We start from the raw sequence: 15,213 nt of genomic DNA on the forward strand, positions 1-15,213 counted from the left end.
TGCTAAAGCTACGCTGCAAACAACTTGACCCGCACCGGATAATCTTATAAATAGGAACGAAATTCGCTGATTTGGGCTTGTAGTTATCCCAATATACCTTGCTATGAGTAAACTTTCCAGAAAACTTCAAAAACTCCACGATACCGCGCCCAAGCCGGAAACGGCCGTTTTGGTCACTTTAATTCGCCAACAGCAAAGTGAGCAAGAAGTCGAAGAACACTTGGACGAATTGGCTTTTTTGGCCGAAACGCTCGGTGCAAAGACTGTGTACCGATTTACCCAAAGAATGGAAAAAGCGGACATTCGAACTTTCGTAGGATCGGGTAAACTGGAGGATATCAAATCCTACGTCGAACATTTTGAGATCGACATGGTGATCTTCGACGATGATCTTTCTCCCTCTCAGATGCGCAACTTGGAAAATGAGATCAAAGTCAAAATCTATGACCGATCCCTGTTGATTCTGGATATTTTCCTCCAGAGAGCTAAGACCGCGCAGGCTAAAACCCAAGTAGAACTTGCCAGGTTCCAATACCTCTTGCCCCGGCTGACCAATATGTGGACGCACTTGGAGCGACAGCGAGGAGGCACAGGTACGAGAGGTGGAGCAGGAGAAAAGGAGATCGAAACGGATAAACGGGACATCCGTGCAAAGATCACTTTGCTGAAAGAAAAGCTGGAGGAAATCGAAAAACAGGGCGTCACTCAGCGAAAAGGCCGGGCTGGAGTAGTTCGTGTAGCGCTGGTAGGATACACCAATGTGGGCAAATCCACGCTAATGAACCTGATCACCAAAACCGATATTCTGGCCGAAAACAAGTTGTTTGCCACGGTGGATTCTACGGTGCGCAAGGTCGTATTGGACACCATCCCCTTCCTGCTTTCGGATACGGTCGGGTTCATCCGAAAACTCCCTACCCGTCTGATTGAGTCCTTTAAATCGACCTTAGACGAAATCCGAGAAGCAGACTTACTGGTCCATGTGGTTGATTTATCACATCACGCATTTGAGGATCACATAGGTGTCGTGACTCAGACTTTAAACGAAATCAAAGTGGGTGACAAGCCGGTGTTGCTGGTCTTCAATAAGATCGACCTGGTTCAGCAGATGCCTTCATTGGAAGAAGCACAGCAGATCAGCGAGCACGAACTTCAGGAAGCCCGCTACCTGGATTTTAAAGCCTTGAGCGAGGCCTACGAGAAGAAAAACGGAATTAAGCCGGTGTTCATGGCTGCAGCTTCCGGCGTGAATGTAGAAGAGTTCCGGGAGGTGCTATTGGCTGAAGTGAAAAAGCAGCATCGCAAGATCTATCCGCACTACTTGGAAGACGAAGTGATAGACTGGACAGAAAAGTCTGATATGGATTGATTGCTTCTAAACCGGTTGGCAACTCCACGGTACAGATTAGCTCTTGTATTTTCAACAAATCTTATATTTTGTTGCAAATAAGTTTGTTTTTGAGCCATATTTTTTAAATTTATGTAACCTTTTGCCTCTATGGGTGAAAATATTTCAACCTAACCAACTGTAGTTATGATCTCAAAAACATTTAAATCAGTATCCGTGATGGTATTTGCCCTCGCATTTACTGTAGCAACACTGGCTTCTTGCGGAGCAAAAAAAGAAGAAGCGGTAGAGGAAGAAGTGATCGAGGAAGTGGTTCCGACCATAGAGGAAATTCCGGCGGACACCACGATGATGGACACCACCGCAATGGATACTACCACTTCGTTGTAATGAAGATGTAAAAAAAAATCGCCGGTGTGGGGCTTTCCTACACCGGCTTTTTCATTTAGAGTCTTTAGACCTGATGAAAGTGACAAATTTAAATCCGCTATACTCCCGGAAAGGAAATCCCATTAACTTTTCGATACAGATTCAGCGCGTATTTGTCGGTCATCCCTGATATATGATCCACTAGAGCCCGTAGCATCGGATAGGGATTGACCTCTTCTCCCCAGCCTTTCATCGGGAAATCCTCCGGCAACAGGCGAAGTACACTCTTATCCTGTCCGGAAAATGATTCCTGCTGGTAAAAATGATGATAAAGTGCGCGAGAGAAAATGGAAAGTAAACCTTCCAGCACTTGAAATCCGGCAGCTTCTTTTTCCAAAACCACTTTACTGCGGTAGATTTTCTGCACAGAAACAGAGGAAATCGCGGCTAAAGCCTTGGCTGATGGGATGATATCGGTCAGGGCTTTGTCGAAATTCCCCTTGCGCATGTTTTCCTCATACTGCCCAAAAACCTCAACCGTCTCGTGGATCAGCTGGCCAATCGCCATGGCTCTCAGCGCACCGAGGTTTTGGGAATTCGTTCGGTTTTTTAGTTTTTCAGGATCAAATTTCTCTTTTAAAATGGGCTTCAGGAGCTCGACCGTTTCCTCGAAACTCACCAGACCCAGCGTGCAACCGTCCTCCAGGTCAATGATGCTGTAACAGATGTCATCCGCCGCTTCCACCAAAAACGCCAGGGGATGCCTCACCCAACAATCGGTGCTGGTTTTTTCGATTCCCAACACGCTGCACATCTGCTCAAAATCCGAAAGTTGATTGATAAAAAAGCCGTATTTCTTTTGGCTTTTTCGTGCGATATCACGCTGGACAATGAGGCTCGGTCGGGGATATTTGGTAAAAGCTGCCAAAGTTGCATAGGTCAGTTTCAGCCCAAACTGCTTTGATACGAGCATTCTGAAGCCTTGTGCATTTCCCTCAAAATTCACCAAATCACCCCACTGATCGATTCTTACGTGTTTTTCCCACAGTCTCCCGTGGGCGTGAAGTCTGAAAAAATCCGAAATAGCTTCCTCTCCGGCATGGCCGAAGGGTGGATTTCCAATGTCATGAGTTAGGGCTGCCGCCGCTACGATGGATCCGATGGCGGAGGTCGTGATTCCTTGGTCCAGAAGCATCGGGAATTTTTCAAGGAGGATTTCGCCGGCACCCTTCCCCAGGGATCTTCCTACGCTGGACACCTCCAGGCTGTGGGTAAGTCGGGTGTGGACAAAGGCTTGATCGGGAAGCGGAAAAACCTGCGTCTTGTCCTGTAGATTTCGAAACGGAGCCGAAAAAATCACCCGATCGTAGTCGATTTCAAATTCACTCCGGGCTTTATCCATTGTTGTCGCACGCGAGCTATCTCCAAATCTTCCGTCCGCCAGAAGTTTTTCCCATTTCATCATGCCCAAAATTAGAAATCTCCGCAGAATTTCCCCCGGGAAAATTTTAGGGATCCTCATTTGGCATAGTTGTGGGGTAAGTGTCGGTCGGTTCCAAGCAAAAAGCAACCAAATGAAAACGCAAACCACTGTTTTAAGCCTCTTTATTCTCCTTCTTTTTGCCGTCGGCTGTGATTCATTCAACGACCGTCCAGACTCAACGGAAGCAAGAGTCAACTTCCGGCTGGTCGATGCTCCTGCGGACTATGATGAAGTCTGGATCGAAGTACTTGCACTTCGAGTGAAAGCAAATCATAAAGGAGGAGAAATGGACGAGAATGACGATTCTTGGAATGAAATTGTCTATGATGGCCCCAAAATGGTCAATCTGCTCAATTTGACGGGCGGAAATTCGATTCTACTCGGTTCAGAAAATTTTCCCGAAGGTGAAATCGATCAAATTCGGCTCATTCTCGGCGATAACAACTACCTGGTCAAGGACGGTCAGGAAATCACCCTGAAAACTCCCAGTGCCCAACAAAGTGGCCTAAAAATCAAAGTTGATCAAGAAATTCACGGCGGAGAATCTTACGATTTGATCATTGACTTTGATGCGGCGAAATCTATCGTCACCGCAGGAAACTCCGGAAATGTTATCCTCAAACCAGTCTTGAGGGCTTATTTGGAAGAATCACAGGGCATACAAGGACAGGTCCTACCGCTCGAAGCTCAACCTATCATGGTTACCATAGCCGGGCAGGGTGCTGAAGTCAATACGTTTGCGGACAAAACCGGAAAATATGCCGTCATGGGCCTGGTGCCTGGCAGCTATTCCATCACGTTAACACCGAATGAAAATTACCTGCCTCAGACGCTGAGCGACATCTCTGTCACTGAGAACGAGGTGACTATTCCACCAGCGGTCACACTGGCATCCAAGCCTTAAACAGAAATTGCCAGATCTACTGGCTTTTTTTCTTTCCGGTCCTTCATTGCCTCGCTATGAAAAGATTTGGACTAAATTTGCACCGTGAATCGAATTAAAACTCTTCTGTTTTTAGTTTTAGCTGCTGCCATCACGTCCTGCGAAAGTTTTGACGACAGCCCAAAAGCGCTAGTCAATATCTTGCTGATCGACGCTCCGGCATCTTGGGATTCTGTGATTGTGGAGATTCAGGGCGTGGAGCTGGATTTTGTACCTGACGGTCGAGATGGGGATGTCCAAAAGATTTTTTTTCCCTACGAACCTGGAGACAAAGAAGTGGATATCTCCCAACTGGTAGGCGGAGCAGCGTTGCCGGTTGCCAGAGCTGAAATGCAACTCGGGAAAATAACCGGCATCACGCTGAAACTGGGCCCATCCAATGCCCTTTACTTGGACGAAGATCGATACCCCTTGGACCTGCCTGGCGGGAATACCGATTATTTTCAGACATTGCCCGTCGATCTCAAGCAGGGTTTTTCCTACGATTTGGTTCTGGATTTTGATTTGGAAAAATCCATTCGGGTCATCAAGCCCGATCCCTTGGTGTTGGCTTTCAATCCGACGATAGCGGCTTATTCCGGAATTGGAAGAGGGGATCTGGCCGGCACTACGAGCCCGACGGATTTGAAGCCGGTAATCTATGCCATTCAAGGAAAAGACTCTGTCAGTACACATACCAACACCTCGGGAGGCTTCCTTTTCAGGATAAATCCCGGTATCTACACCGTTTTCATCGATCCAAAAGACTCCAAGTACAAAACCGACACTCTTTTCAATGTGGAAGTAAAATCAGGAGCAACTACCACCTTGGATCGGATCATCTTAGACAAAAAATGAGCGGGCTCGATCGACTCTACATGCAGCGTGCTTTGGAACTCGCCGAGTTGGGAAGGGGATCTGTCAGCCCGAACCCTGTGGTCGGCTGCGTGATCGTCCACGATGAAAAAATCATCGGTGAAGGGTATCACCAAATCTATGGCGGTCCACATGCCGAAGTCAACGCGGTCAATTCTGTCTCGAATCCCGAATTGCTTAAGGAAAGTACCGCATACGTCACACTGGAGCCCTGTGCACATTTTGGCAAGACGCCACCCTGCGCTAATCTTTTGGTGGAAAAAGGACTGAAAAAAGTTGTCATCGCAGCGGTTGATTCCAATCCTCTGGTTGGTGGAAAAGGAATCGAAATCTTGAAAAATGCCGGAATAGCTGTTGAAACTGGGCTTTTGGAAAAAGCTGCGCGTTGGCAAAACCGGCGCTTTTTTACCCAGATCGAGAAACAAAGACCGTATGTGATTCTCAAGTGGGCACAGACTCAGGATGGGTTTGTGGCGAGAACTGACTTCTCCTCCAAATGGATCAGTGGCTCCCAAAGTCGGCAGCTTGTTCATAAATGGCGAGCGGAGGAAGATGCCATCTTGGTCGGCAAAAACACCGCGCTGCACGACAATCCCCGGTTGGATGTACGGGATTGGGCCGGAAAAAATCCCAAACGTATTGTCCTTGATTCCAAACTGGCGCTTCCGGATAGCCTTCATCTTTTTGACCAAAGCATTAATACGATTTGCTACAATTCTCAGAAAACTCACGCCTCTGAAAACCTTGATTTCGTGAATCTGGGAAATGACTTTTCCATCATAGAAATTCTGAAAGACCTAAACGCTCGAAAAATTCAGAGTCTGCTCGTAGAGGGTGGAAGCCACGTCCTGGCTCAGTTTATTTCCAGCGGATTGTGGGATGAAGCCCGGGTTTTCACTGGCAAAAGTTGCTTTGAAGCGGGGATTTCTGCTCCAAGTTTGAACGAAAATCCTGCCGAAACACTTAGGATCGGCGACGACACCTTAAACATCTATTATCATGTCTGAATCTCTGTATATCCCCGAAGCAGCAAGTAGATCTGAAAAATACGAGGCCATCATCCCCCAGATCGAAGCCCTCATCACTGGAGAGCCGGATCTCTACGCCAACCTCGCCAATATCGCTGCGGCCTTGCGAGAAGCATTTGGTTTTTTTTGGGTGGGCTTCTATTTGGTCAAAGGAGAGCAATTGGTCTTGGGGCCATTCCAGGGACCGATCGCGTGTACTCGAATCAATCTAGGCAAAGGCGTCTGTGGTACGGCCTGGAAGGAAGCAAAGACGCAACTCGTTCCCGATGTGGATGCTTTTCCCGGACACATCGCCTGCAGCTCGGCTTCGAAGTCAGAGATTGTGGTTCCGGTTTTCCAGGGCGAAAAAGTAGCAATGGTCTTGGACGTGGACAGCGACCAGCTGGCAGATTTTGATGAGGCCGATCAAAAATATCTGGAGGTCATAATGGAAATATTGAGCAAGACGCTCTAAGTTAGTTTACGCAGAAACGGCAAAACTCCCGAATAATCTCCATTGTCTCATCCTTGCTTTCCACCATGCCCATATGACCGACACCTTCCAGCTCGATAAAGTGGGAAAATGCATCTTTTTGGGCCCGGCTTGCCTCTATCGTGACTGCCCCGTCATGCGTACCGGCTATCAAGAGTTTGGGGCCTGAATAATTTTTCAAAACTTCCAACCGATTTTTTCTGTCGCGCATAGCTCCGGTATATGCGACCAACCCTTGTAAACTGGAACGCTTGGCATCTTCAATTGCCCGCTCAATTTCCGGGCTCAATTTGCCCCTTTTGTTTTCGGGGAAAAGCATTGGAATAAACGAGGTCACGTACTTGTCCACACCATGTTTTTTCAAAAAAACAGTCGCCCGATTTCGCATGTCTTTTTTGGCGGCATCATCAGCAAATGCCGTGGAGTGGAATAAGCCGATAGCTTTTATCCTGTTTCCCATCAATTCCAATAATGCCAGGGTGATGTAACCGCCCAAGGAATGCCCGATCACGATTGGATCTTGAATTTGGCATTCGTCCAACCATTCTTCTAATGTTATAGCGACTTCTTCTAGGGAAATCTGATCGCCGGAAATCGGCGATCCCGCGATACCGGGCAGGTTTGGACAGATTACCCGAAACTCGTCAGAAAGAGTATTGGCAAAGTCGGTCCACATGTTTGCCGTTTCACAGAAACCGTGGATCAAGAGGACAGGCTGACCTGTTCCCTTTTCAAAAAAATCAATATCAGCCATTGGGAGCGATTTTTAGGAAACCCGAGCCAGCTCGGACAAGCTCCTGACAGTCAAAGCGATTCCATCTGGATCGAAGCCACATTCGCGGTGAAGTTGGATTTGCTCGCCGTGCTCGATCACGTCGTCCGGGATGCCGAGGCGCTTCACCTGAGCAGTGTAGCCTTTGTCCACCATCCATTCCAGGACCGCCGAACCAAAGCCGCCCATCAGACATCCGTCTTCGATTGTCACGACTTTTTTGAATTTGCCAAAAATCTCATGGAGTAGCTCTTCATCGAGCGGCTTTACGAAGCGCATGTCGTAGTGAGCGGGATTCAGACCTTCTTTCACCAGGGTTTTGCAGGCTTCCACGGCATAATTTCCGATATGTCCGATGGACAAGATGGCCACGTCCTCGCCTTCCTTCACGATTCGACCCTGGCCAACGGGAATTTCTTGGAGGGGAGTTTTCCACTCGGGCATCACTCCCGCTCCTCTCGGATAGCGAATGGAGAACGGACCGTTGTAGATGCTTCCGGTGAACATCAGATTTCGAAGTTCCTCTTCGTTCATCGGAGCGGATACGACGAGATTTGGGATACAGCGGAAGAAAGCAATGTCATAGGCGCCATGGTGGGTCGGGCCATCGGCACCGGCAAAGCCCGCGCGATCCAGGCAAAATACAACCGGGAGATTTTGGAGACACACGTCATGCACGACCTGATCGTAGGCCCGCTGCATGAAAGTGGAGTAGATATTACAAAAAGGAACCAGTCCCTGAGTCGCCAATCCTGCAGAAAAGGTAACCGCGTGCTGCTCAGCAATGCCGACGTCAAATGCGCGGTCAGGCATCGCTTTCATCATGATATTCATCGAGGACCCGGAGGGCATAGCTGGAGTGACCCCCATTATTCGGGAGTCCATCTCTGCCAATTCGACCAGGGTATTTCCAAAAACGTCCTGATATTTTGGTGCTTGGGGAGCTGTAGGTGTTGTTTTGAAAATTTCTCCGGTGACTTTATCGAAGGTGCCCGGAGCGTGCCACGTAGTCTGGTTTCCATTTTCAGCGGGGGCATATCCTTTGCCCTTTACGGTGATGCAATGAAGGATTTTTGGTCCTGGGATATCTTTGAGGTCTTTCAAAATCTCTACCAGATGATCCACATCGTGTCCATCGACTGGTCCGAAATAGCGCAGGTTGAGAGATTCAAAAAGGTTGCTTTGATTTAGCAACGTGGATTTGACAGCACCTTCTACTTTTGAAATGATCTCTTGTGCACTTGAGCCAAATTTGCTCATTTTACCAAGAACTCTCCACACTTCGTCTTTGACTTTATTGTAGGTTCGCGAGGTAGTGATATCCGTCAGGTAGTCCTTTAGCGCGCCCACATTGGGATCAATCGCCATGCAGTTGTCATTGAGGATGATCAGTAAGTTGGAGTCGCTGACCCCAGCATGATTCATCGCTTCAAAAGCCATCCCCCCGGTCATCGAACCGTCTCCGATTACGGCCACATGCTGGATATTGGAGCCTTTGTATTTGGATGCAACCGCCATCCCGAGCGCAGCGGAAATGGAAGTACTGGAATGCCCTACGCCAAAGGTATCGTACTCACTTTCTTTTCTTTTTGGGAATCCTGAAATCCCCCCGTAAACGCGATTGGTGTGAAAGCTGTCTTTTCGTCCGGTCAAAATCTTGTGTCCGTAGGCCTGATGTCCAACATCCCAGACGAGCTGATCCTCCGGTGTGTTCAGGACATAATGCAAGGCCACGGTCAACTCCACCACACCCAAGCTTGCGCCGAAATGACCTCCGTATACGGATACATTGTCGACGATATACTGCCTTAGCTCCTCGCAGATCTGTACCAACTTGTCTTTGGAAAACTTCTTAAGATCCTCGGGAGTGTTAATTTGAGCTAGGAGCGGACCGGGAGTGATTTGCATTTTCTGAAGTAATTGGTGTCAAAGTAGAATAACTCGAAGTGGATCAGTTTGTTTATATAGGCTAAATCTACGCCAGAACGACCGCTTTGCTTTATTTCAAACCATTCACATTAATTTGCTTAATTGAATATCTTTGGCTACGAAAAGACAAAGTTAACCAATAAATTTAGCTATCCGGTGAGTTTCGAGATCAAATTACCATTGTTTGAGGGCCCCTTTGATCTGATGCTGTTTTTTATTGAACGAGACGAACTTGACATCTACGACATTCCCATCTCCAAGATTACCAATGACTTCCTAAACTACATCCATCAGCTGGAAAAAATGGAAATCGAAGTCGCAAGCGACTTTATTCTCTTTGTCGCGACCCTGATGAAGATCAAGTCCAGGATGCTGCTGCCTCGCCCGGATATGAATGAAAAAGGCGAAGAAATAGACCCGAGAGAAGAGCTTGTCCGCAACCTGTTGGAGTACAAAAAGTACAAGTCGGTGGTCGACGAACTGGCTCACATGGAGGGGAGCCGACTTTCCAAGGTAAAGCGGGGAAACCTCAGCAGGGAGCTTTTAGAACTTAGCAAAGCCGAAGACGTAGATGCTGAAATGCAACACGTGGATCTCTACAAACTGCTCAAAGTTTTCCAAAAGTGCATGGCCAAAATGGCTAACCGTACCGAAGAGACCAAACACACTGTGATTCAGTACCCCTACACCATTGAGCAGCAAAAAGACTTTGTATTGGAAAAGATAAGCTTCAAAAAACAAGTACCTTTCTCAGAATTCATCAACTACAAACCAGACAAAATTTTCGTGATTTATACCTTTTTGGCCATTCTGGAGCTCCTTCAACTTTCCCTGGTTACCATCATCATCGGTGAAGGATACAATAATTTTTGGGTAGAAAAGACTGAGCCAATCGCTGCAGCCTGACGATGAAGCTGGACAACAAAAAGATCTTCCAAACCCTCAACCCCAACAAAGTTTGGGTACCTATCCTGATCGGACTGGGGATCATCGTTGCCATGTTTTATCTAGACCCCAACGTAACGGTTGAAAATCTGAAGGTAGCGTCTGACGCCTCCTTACCCTGGTTGTTTTTTGCCGCGCTGGTTCTTTTCTTCCGCGATTTTGGATACGTCTACCGGATCCGAGAGATTACCGATCGACACCTTACCTGGACAAGGGCGATCTATGTCATCATCCTGTGGGAATTTGCCTCTGCGGTTACGCCTTCTGTGGTGGGTGGCACCGCCGTGGCGATGTTTATCCTTAACAAAGAAGGGATCAAGATGGGAAAAGCAATTGCCATGGTGATGGTGACGGCTATTTTGGACAATCTGTTTTTCGTCATTGGCGCACCGGTGATTCTTTTCTTGGCCAAGGGAAATATTTTTCCCGACAGCAAACTCCTCGAAAGCCAACTGGAAAACAGTCTCCAGGCGATTTTCTGGATCAGCTACAGTCTTTACGCGCTTCACAGCTTAATCATGACTCTCGCTTTATTTTATCGGCCGAGAGTTTTCAAATGGGTGTTGATCAAGATCTGCTCGATCAAATTCCTGAGAAAATGGAAGCACAATGCCCAGGAATTTGGAGATCAGATTATTGCTGCATCCAGGGAGCTTTCTGGCAAAAACTACCGATTTTGGCTGAAGATAATCGGTGTTACTATTTTCATCTGGACTTCGAGATACCTCATGCTGAACGCCTTGGTTTCAGCATTTGTGCCGTTGACTTTCGATGAGCAAATCATCGTTTTCGCCAGGCAGGTGATCATGTGGATCGTGATGATGCTCTCTCCTACTCCGGGCAGCAGCGGGACTGCTGAGTTTTTCTACGGGCAGTTTTTTACCCAGTTCCTCGGGCAGTACACCTTTGTCACCAGTATCATTTGGAGATTGTTTTCCTATTATCCCTACCTGTTTTTAGGAGCGATATTCCTTCCACGCTGGATCAAGCAGGTCTTTTTCAAAAAGAAGAAACTAGCCCAAGAGTGACATGCTCAGTCAACTCTCGATAGCCCAGCTAGAAAAAATCACCGGAGGAGTAGCTCTTGGGCAGGAATTTTCAGGGTTGATTTCCCAGATCAGCATCGATTCCCGACAAATCGTCCAAACGGACACGACATTATTTGTAGCACTTCGCGGCGCCAAAGCCGATGGGGCAGACTATATCCCTGCACTTGTTTGCAAAGGAATCCGATGTTTTTTAGTGCATTTGGATTGGAAAGAAAATCCAGAATTGAAAGCAACTTTCATTCGCGTTGCTGATACCCGGGTTGCGCTCCAGGCAATCGCAGCTTTCCAAAGGTCACAGTTCGAAAAACCTGTTGTCGGCATCACCGGCAGCAATGGTAAAACCATCGTCAAGGAGTGGCTTGGCCAAGTGTTGAGCCATAGCTATACCATCGCCAAAAGCCCCAAAAGCTACAATTCCCAGGTTGGCGTGCCGCTCTCTATCTTTGGAATCCAACCCTATCATCAAGTGGCTTTGCTGGAAGCAGGGGTTTCTAAGTGTGGTGAAATGGCCGCCTTGGGTCAGATGATTCGTCCGGAATTGGGGATTTTCACCAATATTGGGACGGCACATCAAGAGGGCTTTGAGAGCCTCGGGCAAAAAATCAACGAGAAACTTCAGCTTTTCGCCAAATCCAAATTGCTCATCTACTGCCGAGATCAGGAACTGGTACGGGAAGAAGTCGAAAACCGATTTGAGCAGGATCGATTAGTCTCTTGGTCAGCGAGTCCAGGTGCGGACTTTTCAGTTTCGGTGAAGAAGCAGGAAGGCCTCACCAAGATCATCCTGATGAAAAGTGATCTGTCCACGTTCACGTTTCAAGTGCCATTTACTGATTCCGCTTCGATAGAAAACATCACTCATGTGATCGTCGCAGCGCTTACGTTGGGGCAGCGCTTTGCGTCTATCCAGGCGGGATTGGATCATCTGAAACCAGTGGACATGCGGCTGACACTGAAGCCAGGACTGAATGATTCCCTGCTGATAGATGACACCTATAACAATGACTTGGCGGGGCTGAAGGTAGCGCTGGAGTTTCTCAGTCAACAGCGTCCCAAGCGCTCCAAGATCCTGATTTTGTCCGACTTGCTTCAGCAGGGAATTCCGGAGAAAATTTATTCGGAAGTGGCCCAATTGATCCAATCGTATGAAATCGATAGGGTAATTGGCGTGGGGACTGAAATCAACAGACTGGGGGACTTTTTCCCAGATAGCTTCGAAAATTTCCCCAACACAGAAAGACTGCTGCAGTCGCTGACACCTGACGCATTTCAAAATGACCTGATACTTATTACCGGTGCCAGATCTTTCACTTTTGAACGGGTAGTCAATAGACTTCAACAGCGTATTCATGGCACGACGCTAGAAATCAACCTGAATGCGCTGACCCATAATTTCAACTTTTTCAAAAAGCAAGTAAAACCAGACACCAAGATGATGGTGATGGTGAAGGCCTTCGCCTACGGCGGTGGAGCTGCAGAGATCGCCAACCATCTCCAGACCATGGGAGCAGATTATTTGGCGGTAGCTTTTACGGACGAGGGAGTTTCACTGCGAAAACAGGGAATTCGACTTCCGATCATGGTGCTCAATCCTGTGGAGGAATCCTTTGATCTACTTCGGGAGTTTGACTTGGAACCGGTGGTTTTCAGTCCGGAGTTTTTCAAAAAGCTGGGAAACTACGCCCAAAATCATCAGATCCAGCTATCCATTCATTTGGATTTGGACACAGGAATGCATCGACTGGGGTTTGAAGAAAAACACCTTGAGGAATTGAAAACGCTGATTGCAGCTTTTCCAGAACTGACGGTAGCCAGCCTATATACGCATCTGGTAGGAGCCGACGAGGAGGAGCACGAAGAGTTTTCCCGATTTCAACTTCAGCAGTTTTCACAGATGAAATCCGTAATAGAAGCTGTATTGGACTACAAGCCGCTCGTTCATGCGCTGAACTCCGCCGGAATTGTCAGATACCCGGAATTTCAGATGGATATGGTCAGACTAGGCATAGGGCTGTACGGGGTGGAGGTGACGGGTAGCTATGATTCAGCGCTTGAGTCGGTCAGCACCTTGAAAACGACGATTTCGCAGGTCAAAAGCCTTGATCCCGGCGCAACAGTGGGCTATTCACGCAAGGGACAACTTCCTAATGGCGGAAAGATCGCCACCTTGGCCATAGGGTATGCGGATGGCTACGACCGCCGTTTTTCGCAGGGGAAAGGATACGTCCTCATCCACGGCCAAAAAGCCCCGATTATCGGCAATGTTTGCATGGACATGGTGATGGTCGACGTCAGCAAGATTGACGTCAAAGCAGGTGATGAGGCGATAATCTACGGAGAGCAGATTTCGCTCAAAGATCTGGCTGATCAAATCGGAACGATCCCCTACGAACTCCTCACGAATATTAGCACCCGGGTGAAGCGGGTCTACTATTTGGATTAAATGATTTTTATCTAAATTCCTTTATGATATTATCGAAAAGGAGACTTGCACATATCGTTTTTGCATCAAACGATCGCGCCTCCAAGACATTTGACCTGGTACTACTTTGGTTGATCTTTGGCTCCATTATCGTGGCGATCTTGGATTCGGTAGGACATTTACACGATAAATATGGAGACGTCTTCTTTGTGTTGGAGTTGGCTTTTACCTTTCTTTTTACACTGGAATATATCCTTCGGGTATGGCTTACCAGCAAGACATGGAAATACGTCATAAGCTTCTACGGAATTGTAGATTTGCTCGCGATCCTGCCGGTATATTTGAGTTTTTTCGTAGTCAATTCTCACTTGCTTTCGGTGATTCGAGCCTTGAGACTGCTTCGGGTGATCCGGATATTGAAGCTTGGTCGCTACTTGGTAGAGGCTGAGTTTCTGAGCGAATCTTTGAAAGCCAGTGCGGCAAAGATCCAAATCTTTCTTTTCTCCGTTTTGACCCTAGTACTCATCATGGGCACGCTGATGTTTGTGGTTGAAGGTCCTGAAAACGGCTTTACCAGTATCCCGGTGGGGATGTATTGGGCTATAGTGACCTTGACAACGGTGGGTTTTGGAGACATTACGCCCAACACTCCTGTGGGTCAGCTTTTGGCATCTCTGATCATGCTAATGGGCTATGCGATCATTGCAGTACCAACGGGTATCGTGAGCTCTGAGATGGCGAAAAGACGAAACACTGAAGATCACTATAAAACCCACCGATCCTGTACCCATTGCGGTTTCGACAACCTGGAATCCGGAGACAGTTTTTGCCGTAAATGCGGGGAACCAGTTAATTCTCGAGGTTAAGAAACTCTTGGATATTTTTGATTTTCCCAAAAATCAAGAGGATGTCATTGGCGTCGAAGACGTAGTCTGCTGAGATTACACCAGCAACTTCCCGTTGGGGTAGCTTCATCCCCAACAAGTTAGTCTTCTCTTTTTCCTTGATTGTCGTCATTATATTCAGAGAAAATTCCCGGCGGATGTTTGCATCTGCTACAGTCATTCCTACATACCTAGTGGGGACTTTGACCTCGATAATGTTATAGTCGTGTGAAATCTCCAATGAATCAATCACTCCCTTTAGCTGCAGTCGCTTCGCCAAGCGTTCGGCGGTTTCTTCCTCCGGGTGGATGATTTCGTCCACACCGATGGCCCGTATGACGGTTTCGTGCAGTGCATTGATAGCTCGCCCGATGATTCGCTTGGGCTTCAGTTGCTTGAAGATAGCCGTAGTGAGTATTGAGGCCCCGACATCCTCTCCGATTGCGATGATGATCACGTCAGTATCTTTCATCGGAAGGGTGTGTACTGCATGCTGATCCGTGGCATCCATGACCATGGCATAGGTGACATGATCTTTGATCTGATCTATCTTGGTTTCGCTATTGTCCACGCTGACGACCTCGTGGCCGAGATCCGTCAGCCTTTTTGCGAGGTAGGAACCGAAGTTTCCCATACCGACAATGATGTATTTCATGTGTTTATAATTTGTCTTTTAATAGCCACTTAGCCTGTTCCGTCCCGATAGCCATGCGG

General features: G+C 47.6%; 14 protein-coding genes. 10 read left to right on the forward strand and 4 right to left on the reverse strand.

Features of this window, described 5'->3' with window-relative positions; all coding sequences use genetic code 11:
• Window positions 1–103: 103 nt before the first annotated feature.
• Both hflX and ABD031_RS02295 read left to right on the forward strand, forming a co-directional pair.
• Entirely contained in the window at window positions 104–1,369 is a 1,266-nt protein-coding gene (hflX, locus tag ABD031_RS02290) for a GTPase HflX (RefSeq protein WP_343848177.1), read from the forward strand.
• Window positions 1,370–1,534: 165 nt separating this feature from the next.
• Entirely contained in the window at window positions 1,535–1,738 is a 204-nt protein-coding gene (locus tag ABD031_RS02295; RefSeq protein WP_343848178.1) for a hypothetical protein, read from the forward strand.
• 97 nt (window positions 1,739–1,835) lie between these two features.
• Here ABD031_RS02295 and dgt read toward each other — a convergent pair whose 3' ends face one another.
• On the reverse strand, window positions 1,836–3,179 hold the full coding sequence (dgt, locus tag ABD031_RS02300) for a dGTP triphosphohydrolase (RefSeq protein ID WP_343848179.1): 1,344 nt from the start codon (window positions 3,177–3,179) through the stop codon (window positions 1,836–1,838).
• 112 nt (window positions 3,180–3,291) lie between these two features.
• Here dgt and ABD031_RS02305 point away from each other — a divergent pair, with 112 nt between their 5' ends.
• The 4 genes from ABD031_RS02305 (at window position 3,292) to ABD031_RS02320 (ending at window position 6,480) form a co-directional block, all read left to right on the forward strand.
• Complete coding sequence (locus ABD031_RS02305) at window positions 3,292–4,104, forward strand: DUF4382 domain-containing protein (RefSeq protein WP_343848180.1); 813 nt, start codon at window positions 3,292–3,294, stop codon at window positions 4,102–4,104.
• A gap of 84 nt (window positions 4,105–4,188) precedes the next feature.
• The gene (locus ABD031_RS02310; protein ID WP_343848181.1) at window positions 4,189–4,980 is read left to right on the forward strand and encodes a DUF4382 domain-containing protein; all 792 of its coding nucleotides are present in this window, start codon (window positions 4,189–4,191) and stop codon (window positions 4,978–4,980) included.
• Complete coding sequence (gene ribD, locus ABD031_RS02315) at window positions 4,977–6,005, forward strand: bifunctional diaminohydroxyphosphoribosylaminopyrimidine deaminase/5-amino-6-(5-phosphoribosylamino)uracil reductase RibD (RefSeq protein WP_343848182.1); 1,029 nt, start codon at window positions 4,977–4,979, stop codon at window positions 6,003–6,005. The genes ABD031_RS02310 and ribD overlap by 4 nt, the downstream gene beginning before the upstream one ends.
• Window positions 5,998–6,480, forward strand: a complete 483-nt coding sequence (locus tag ABD031_RS02320; RefSeq protein WP_343848183.1) for a GAF domain-containing protein — start codon at window positions 5,998–6,000, stop codon at window positions 6,478–6,480. Before ribD ends, ABD031_RS02320 begins: the two co-directional genes overlap by 8 nt.
• A 1-nt stretch (window position 6,481) precedes the next feature.
• Here the strand turns inward: ABD031_RS02320 and ABD031_RS02325 are convergent, their stop codons facing one another.
• Window positions 6,482–7,252 (reverse strand): alpha/beta fold hydrolase, encoded by a 771-nt coding sequence (locus tag ABD031_RS02325; protein ID WP_343848184.1) that lies wholly within the window; start codon window positions 7,250–7,252, stop codon window positions 6,482–6,484.
• A gap of 12 nt (window positions 7,253–7,264) precedes the next feature.
• Window positions 7,265–9,178, reverse strand: coding sequence for a 1-deoxy-D-xylulose-5-phosphate synthase (gene dxs / locus ABD031_RS02330; protein WP_343848185.1), 1,914 nt, complete (start codon window positions 9,176–9,178; stop codon window positions 7,265–7,267).
• A 177-nt stretch (window positions 9,179–9,355) separates the two neighbouring features.
• On the opposite strand from dxs, the gene ABD031_RS02335 reads away from it, so the two are divergent.
• From ABD031_RS02335 to ABD031_RS02350, 4 genes are read left to right on the forward strand one after another with little or no spacing between them, the layout of a single operon-like run.
• Window positions 9,356–10,105 (forward strand): segregation and condensation protein A, encoded by a 750-nt coding sequence (locus tag ABD031_RS02335; protein ID WP_343848186.1) that lies wholly within the window; start codon window positions 9,356–9,358, stop codon window positions 10,103–10,105.
• Window positions 10,106–10,107: 2 nt separating this feature from the next.
• Window positions 10,108–11,172 (forward strand): lysylphosphatidylglycerol synthase transmembrane domain-containing protein, encoded by a 1,065-nt coding sequence (locus ABD031_RS02340; protein WP_343848187.1) that lies wholly within the window; start codon window positions 10,108–10,110, stop codon window positions 11,170–11,172.
• A 1-nt stretch (window position 11,173) separates the two neighbouring features.
• Window positions 11,174–13,636 (forward strand): bifunctional UDP-N-acetylmuramoyl-tripeptide:D-alanyl-D-alanine ligase/alanine racemase, encoded by a 2,463-nt coding sequence (locus tag ABD031_RS02345; RefSeq protein WP_343848188.1) that lies wholly within the window; start codon window positions 11,174–11,176, stop codon window positions 13,634–13,636.
• A gap of 23 nt (window positions 13,637–13,659) precedes the next feature.
• On the forward strand, window positions 13,660–14,481 hold the full coding sequence (locus ABD031_RS02350) for an ion transporter (protein ID WP_343848189.1): 822 nt from the start codon (window positions 13,660–13,662) through the stop codon (window positions 14,479–14,481).
• Here the strand turns inward: ABD031_RS02350 and ABD031_RS02355 are convergent.
• Window positions 14,465–15,154 (reverse strand): potassium channel family protein, encoded by a 690-nt coding sequence (locus ABD031_RS02355; protein ID WP_343848190.1) that lies wholly within the window; start codon window positions 15,152–15,154, stop codon window positions 14,465–14,467. The two genes, ABD031_RS02350 and ABD031_RS02355, sit on opposite strands and share 17 nt — an antisense overlap.
• Window positions 15,155–15,213: the final 59 nt, after the last annotated feature.

The sequence above is a fragment of the Algoriphagus jejuensis genome (assembly GCF_039523455.1).
In the GTDB taxonomy this organism is placed as follows: domain Bacteria; phylum Bacteroidota; class Bacteroidia; order Cytophagales; family Cyclobacteriaceae; genus Algoriphagus; species Algoriphagus jejuensis.

What these genes read in the sequence shown, in the direction of transcription:
- hflX (WP_343848177.1), top strand. Translation starts at nt 104, where the DNA reads ATGAGTAAACTTTCCAGAAAACTTCAAAAACTCCACGATACCGCGCCC.
- ABD031_RS02295 (WP_343848178.1), top strand. Translation starts at nt 1,535, where the DNA reads ATGATCTCAAAAACATTTAAATCAGTATCCGTGATGGTATTTGCCCTC.
- dgt (WP_343848179.1), bottom strand. Translation starts at nt 3,179, where the DNA reads ATGAAATGGGAAAAACTTCTGGCGGACGGAAGATTTGGAGATAGCTCG.
- ABD031_RS02305 (WP_343848180.1), top strand. Translation starts at nt 3,292, where the DNA reads ATGAAAACGCAAACCACTGTTTTAAGCCTCTTTATTCTCCTTCTTTTT.
- ribD (WP_343848182.1), top strand. Translation starts at nt 4,977, where the DNA reads ATGAGCGGGCTCGATCGACTCTACATGCAGCGTGCTTTGGAACTCGCC.
- ABD031_RS02320 (WP_343848183.1), top strand. Translation starts at nt 5,998, where the DNA reads ATGTCTGAATCTCTGTATATCCCCGAAGCAGCAAGTAGATCTGAAAAA.
- ABD031_RS02325 (WP_343848184.1), bottom strand. Translation starts at nt 7,252, where the DNA reads ATGGCTGATATTGATTTTTTTGAAAAGGGAACAGGTCAGCCTGTCCTC.
- dxs (WP_343848185.1), bottom strand. Translation starts at nt 9,178, where the DNA reads ATGCAAATCACTCCCGGTCCGCTCCTAGCTCAAATTAACACTCCCGAG.
- ABD031_RS02340 (WP_343848187.1), top strand. Translation starts at nt 10,108, where the DNA reads ATGAAGCTGGACAACAAAAAGATCTTCCAAACCCTCAACCCCAACAAA.
- ABD031_RS02345 (WP_343848188.1), top strand. Translation starts at nt 11,174, where the DNA reads ATGCTCAGTCAACTCTCGATAGCCCAGCTAGAAAAAATCACCGGAGGA.
- ABD031_RS02350 (WP_343848189.1), top strand. Translation starts at nt 13,660, where the DNA reads ATGATATTATCGAAAAGGAGACTTGCACATATCGTTTTTGCATCAAAC.
- ABD031_RS02355 (WP_343848190.1), bottom strand. Translation starts at nt 15,154, where the DNA reads ATGAAATACATCATTGTCGGTATGGGAAACTTCGGTTCCTACCTCGCA.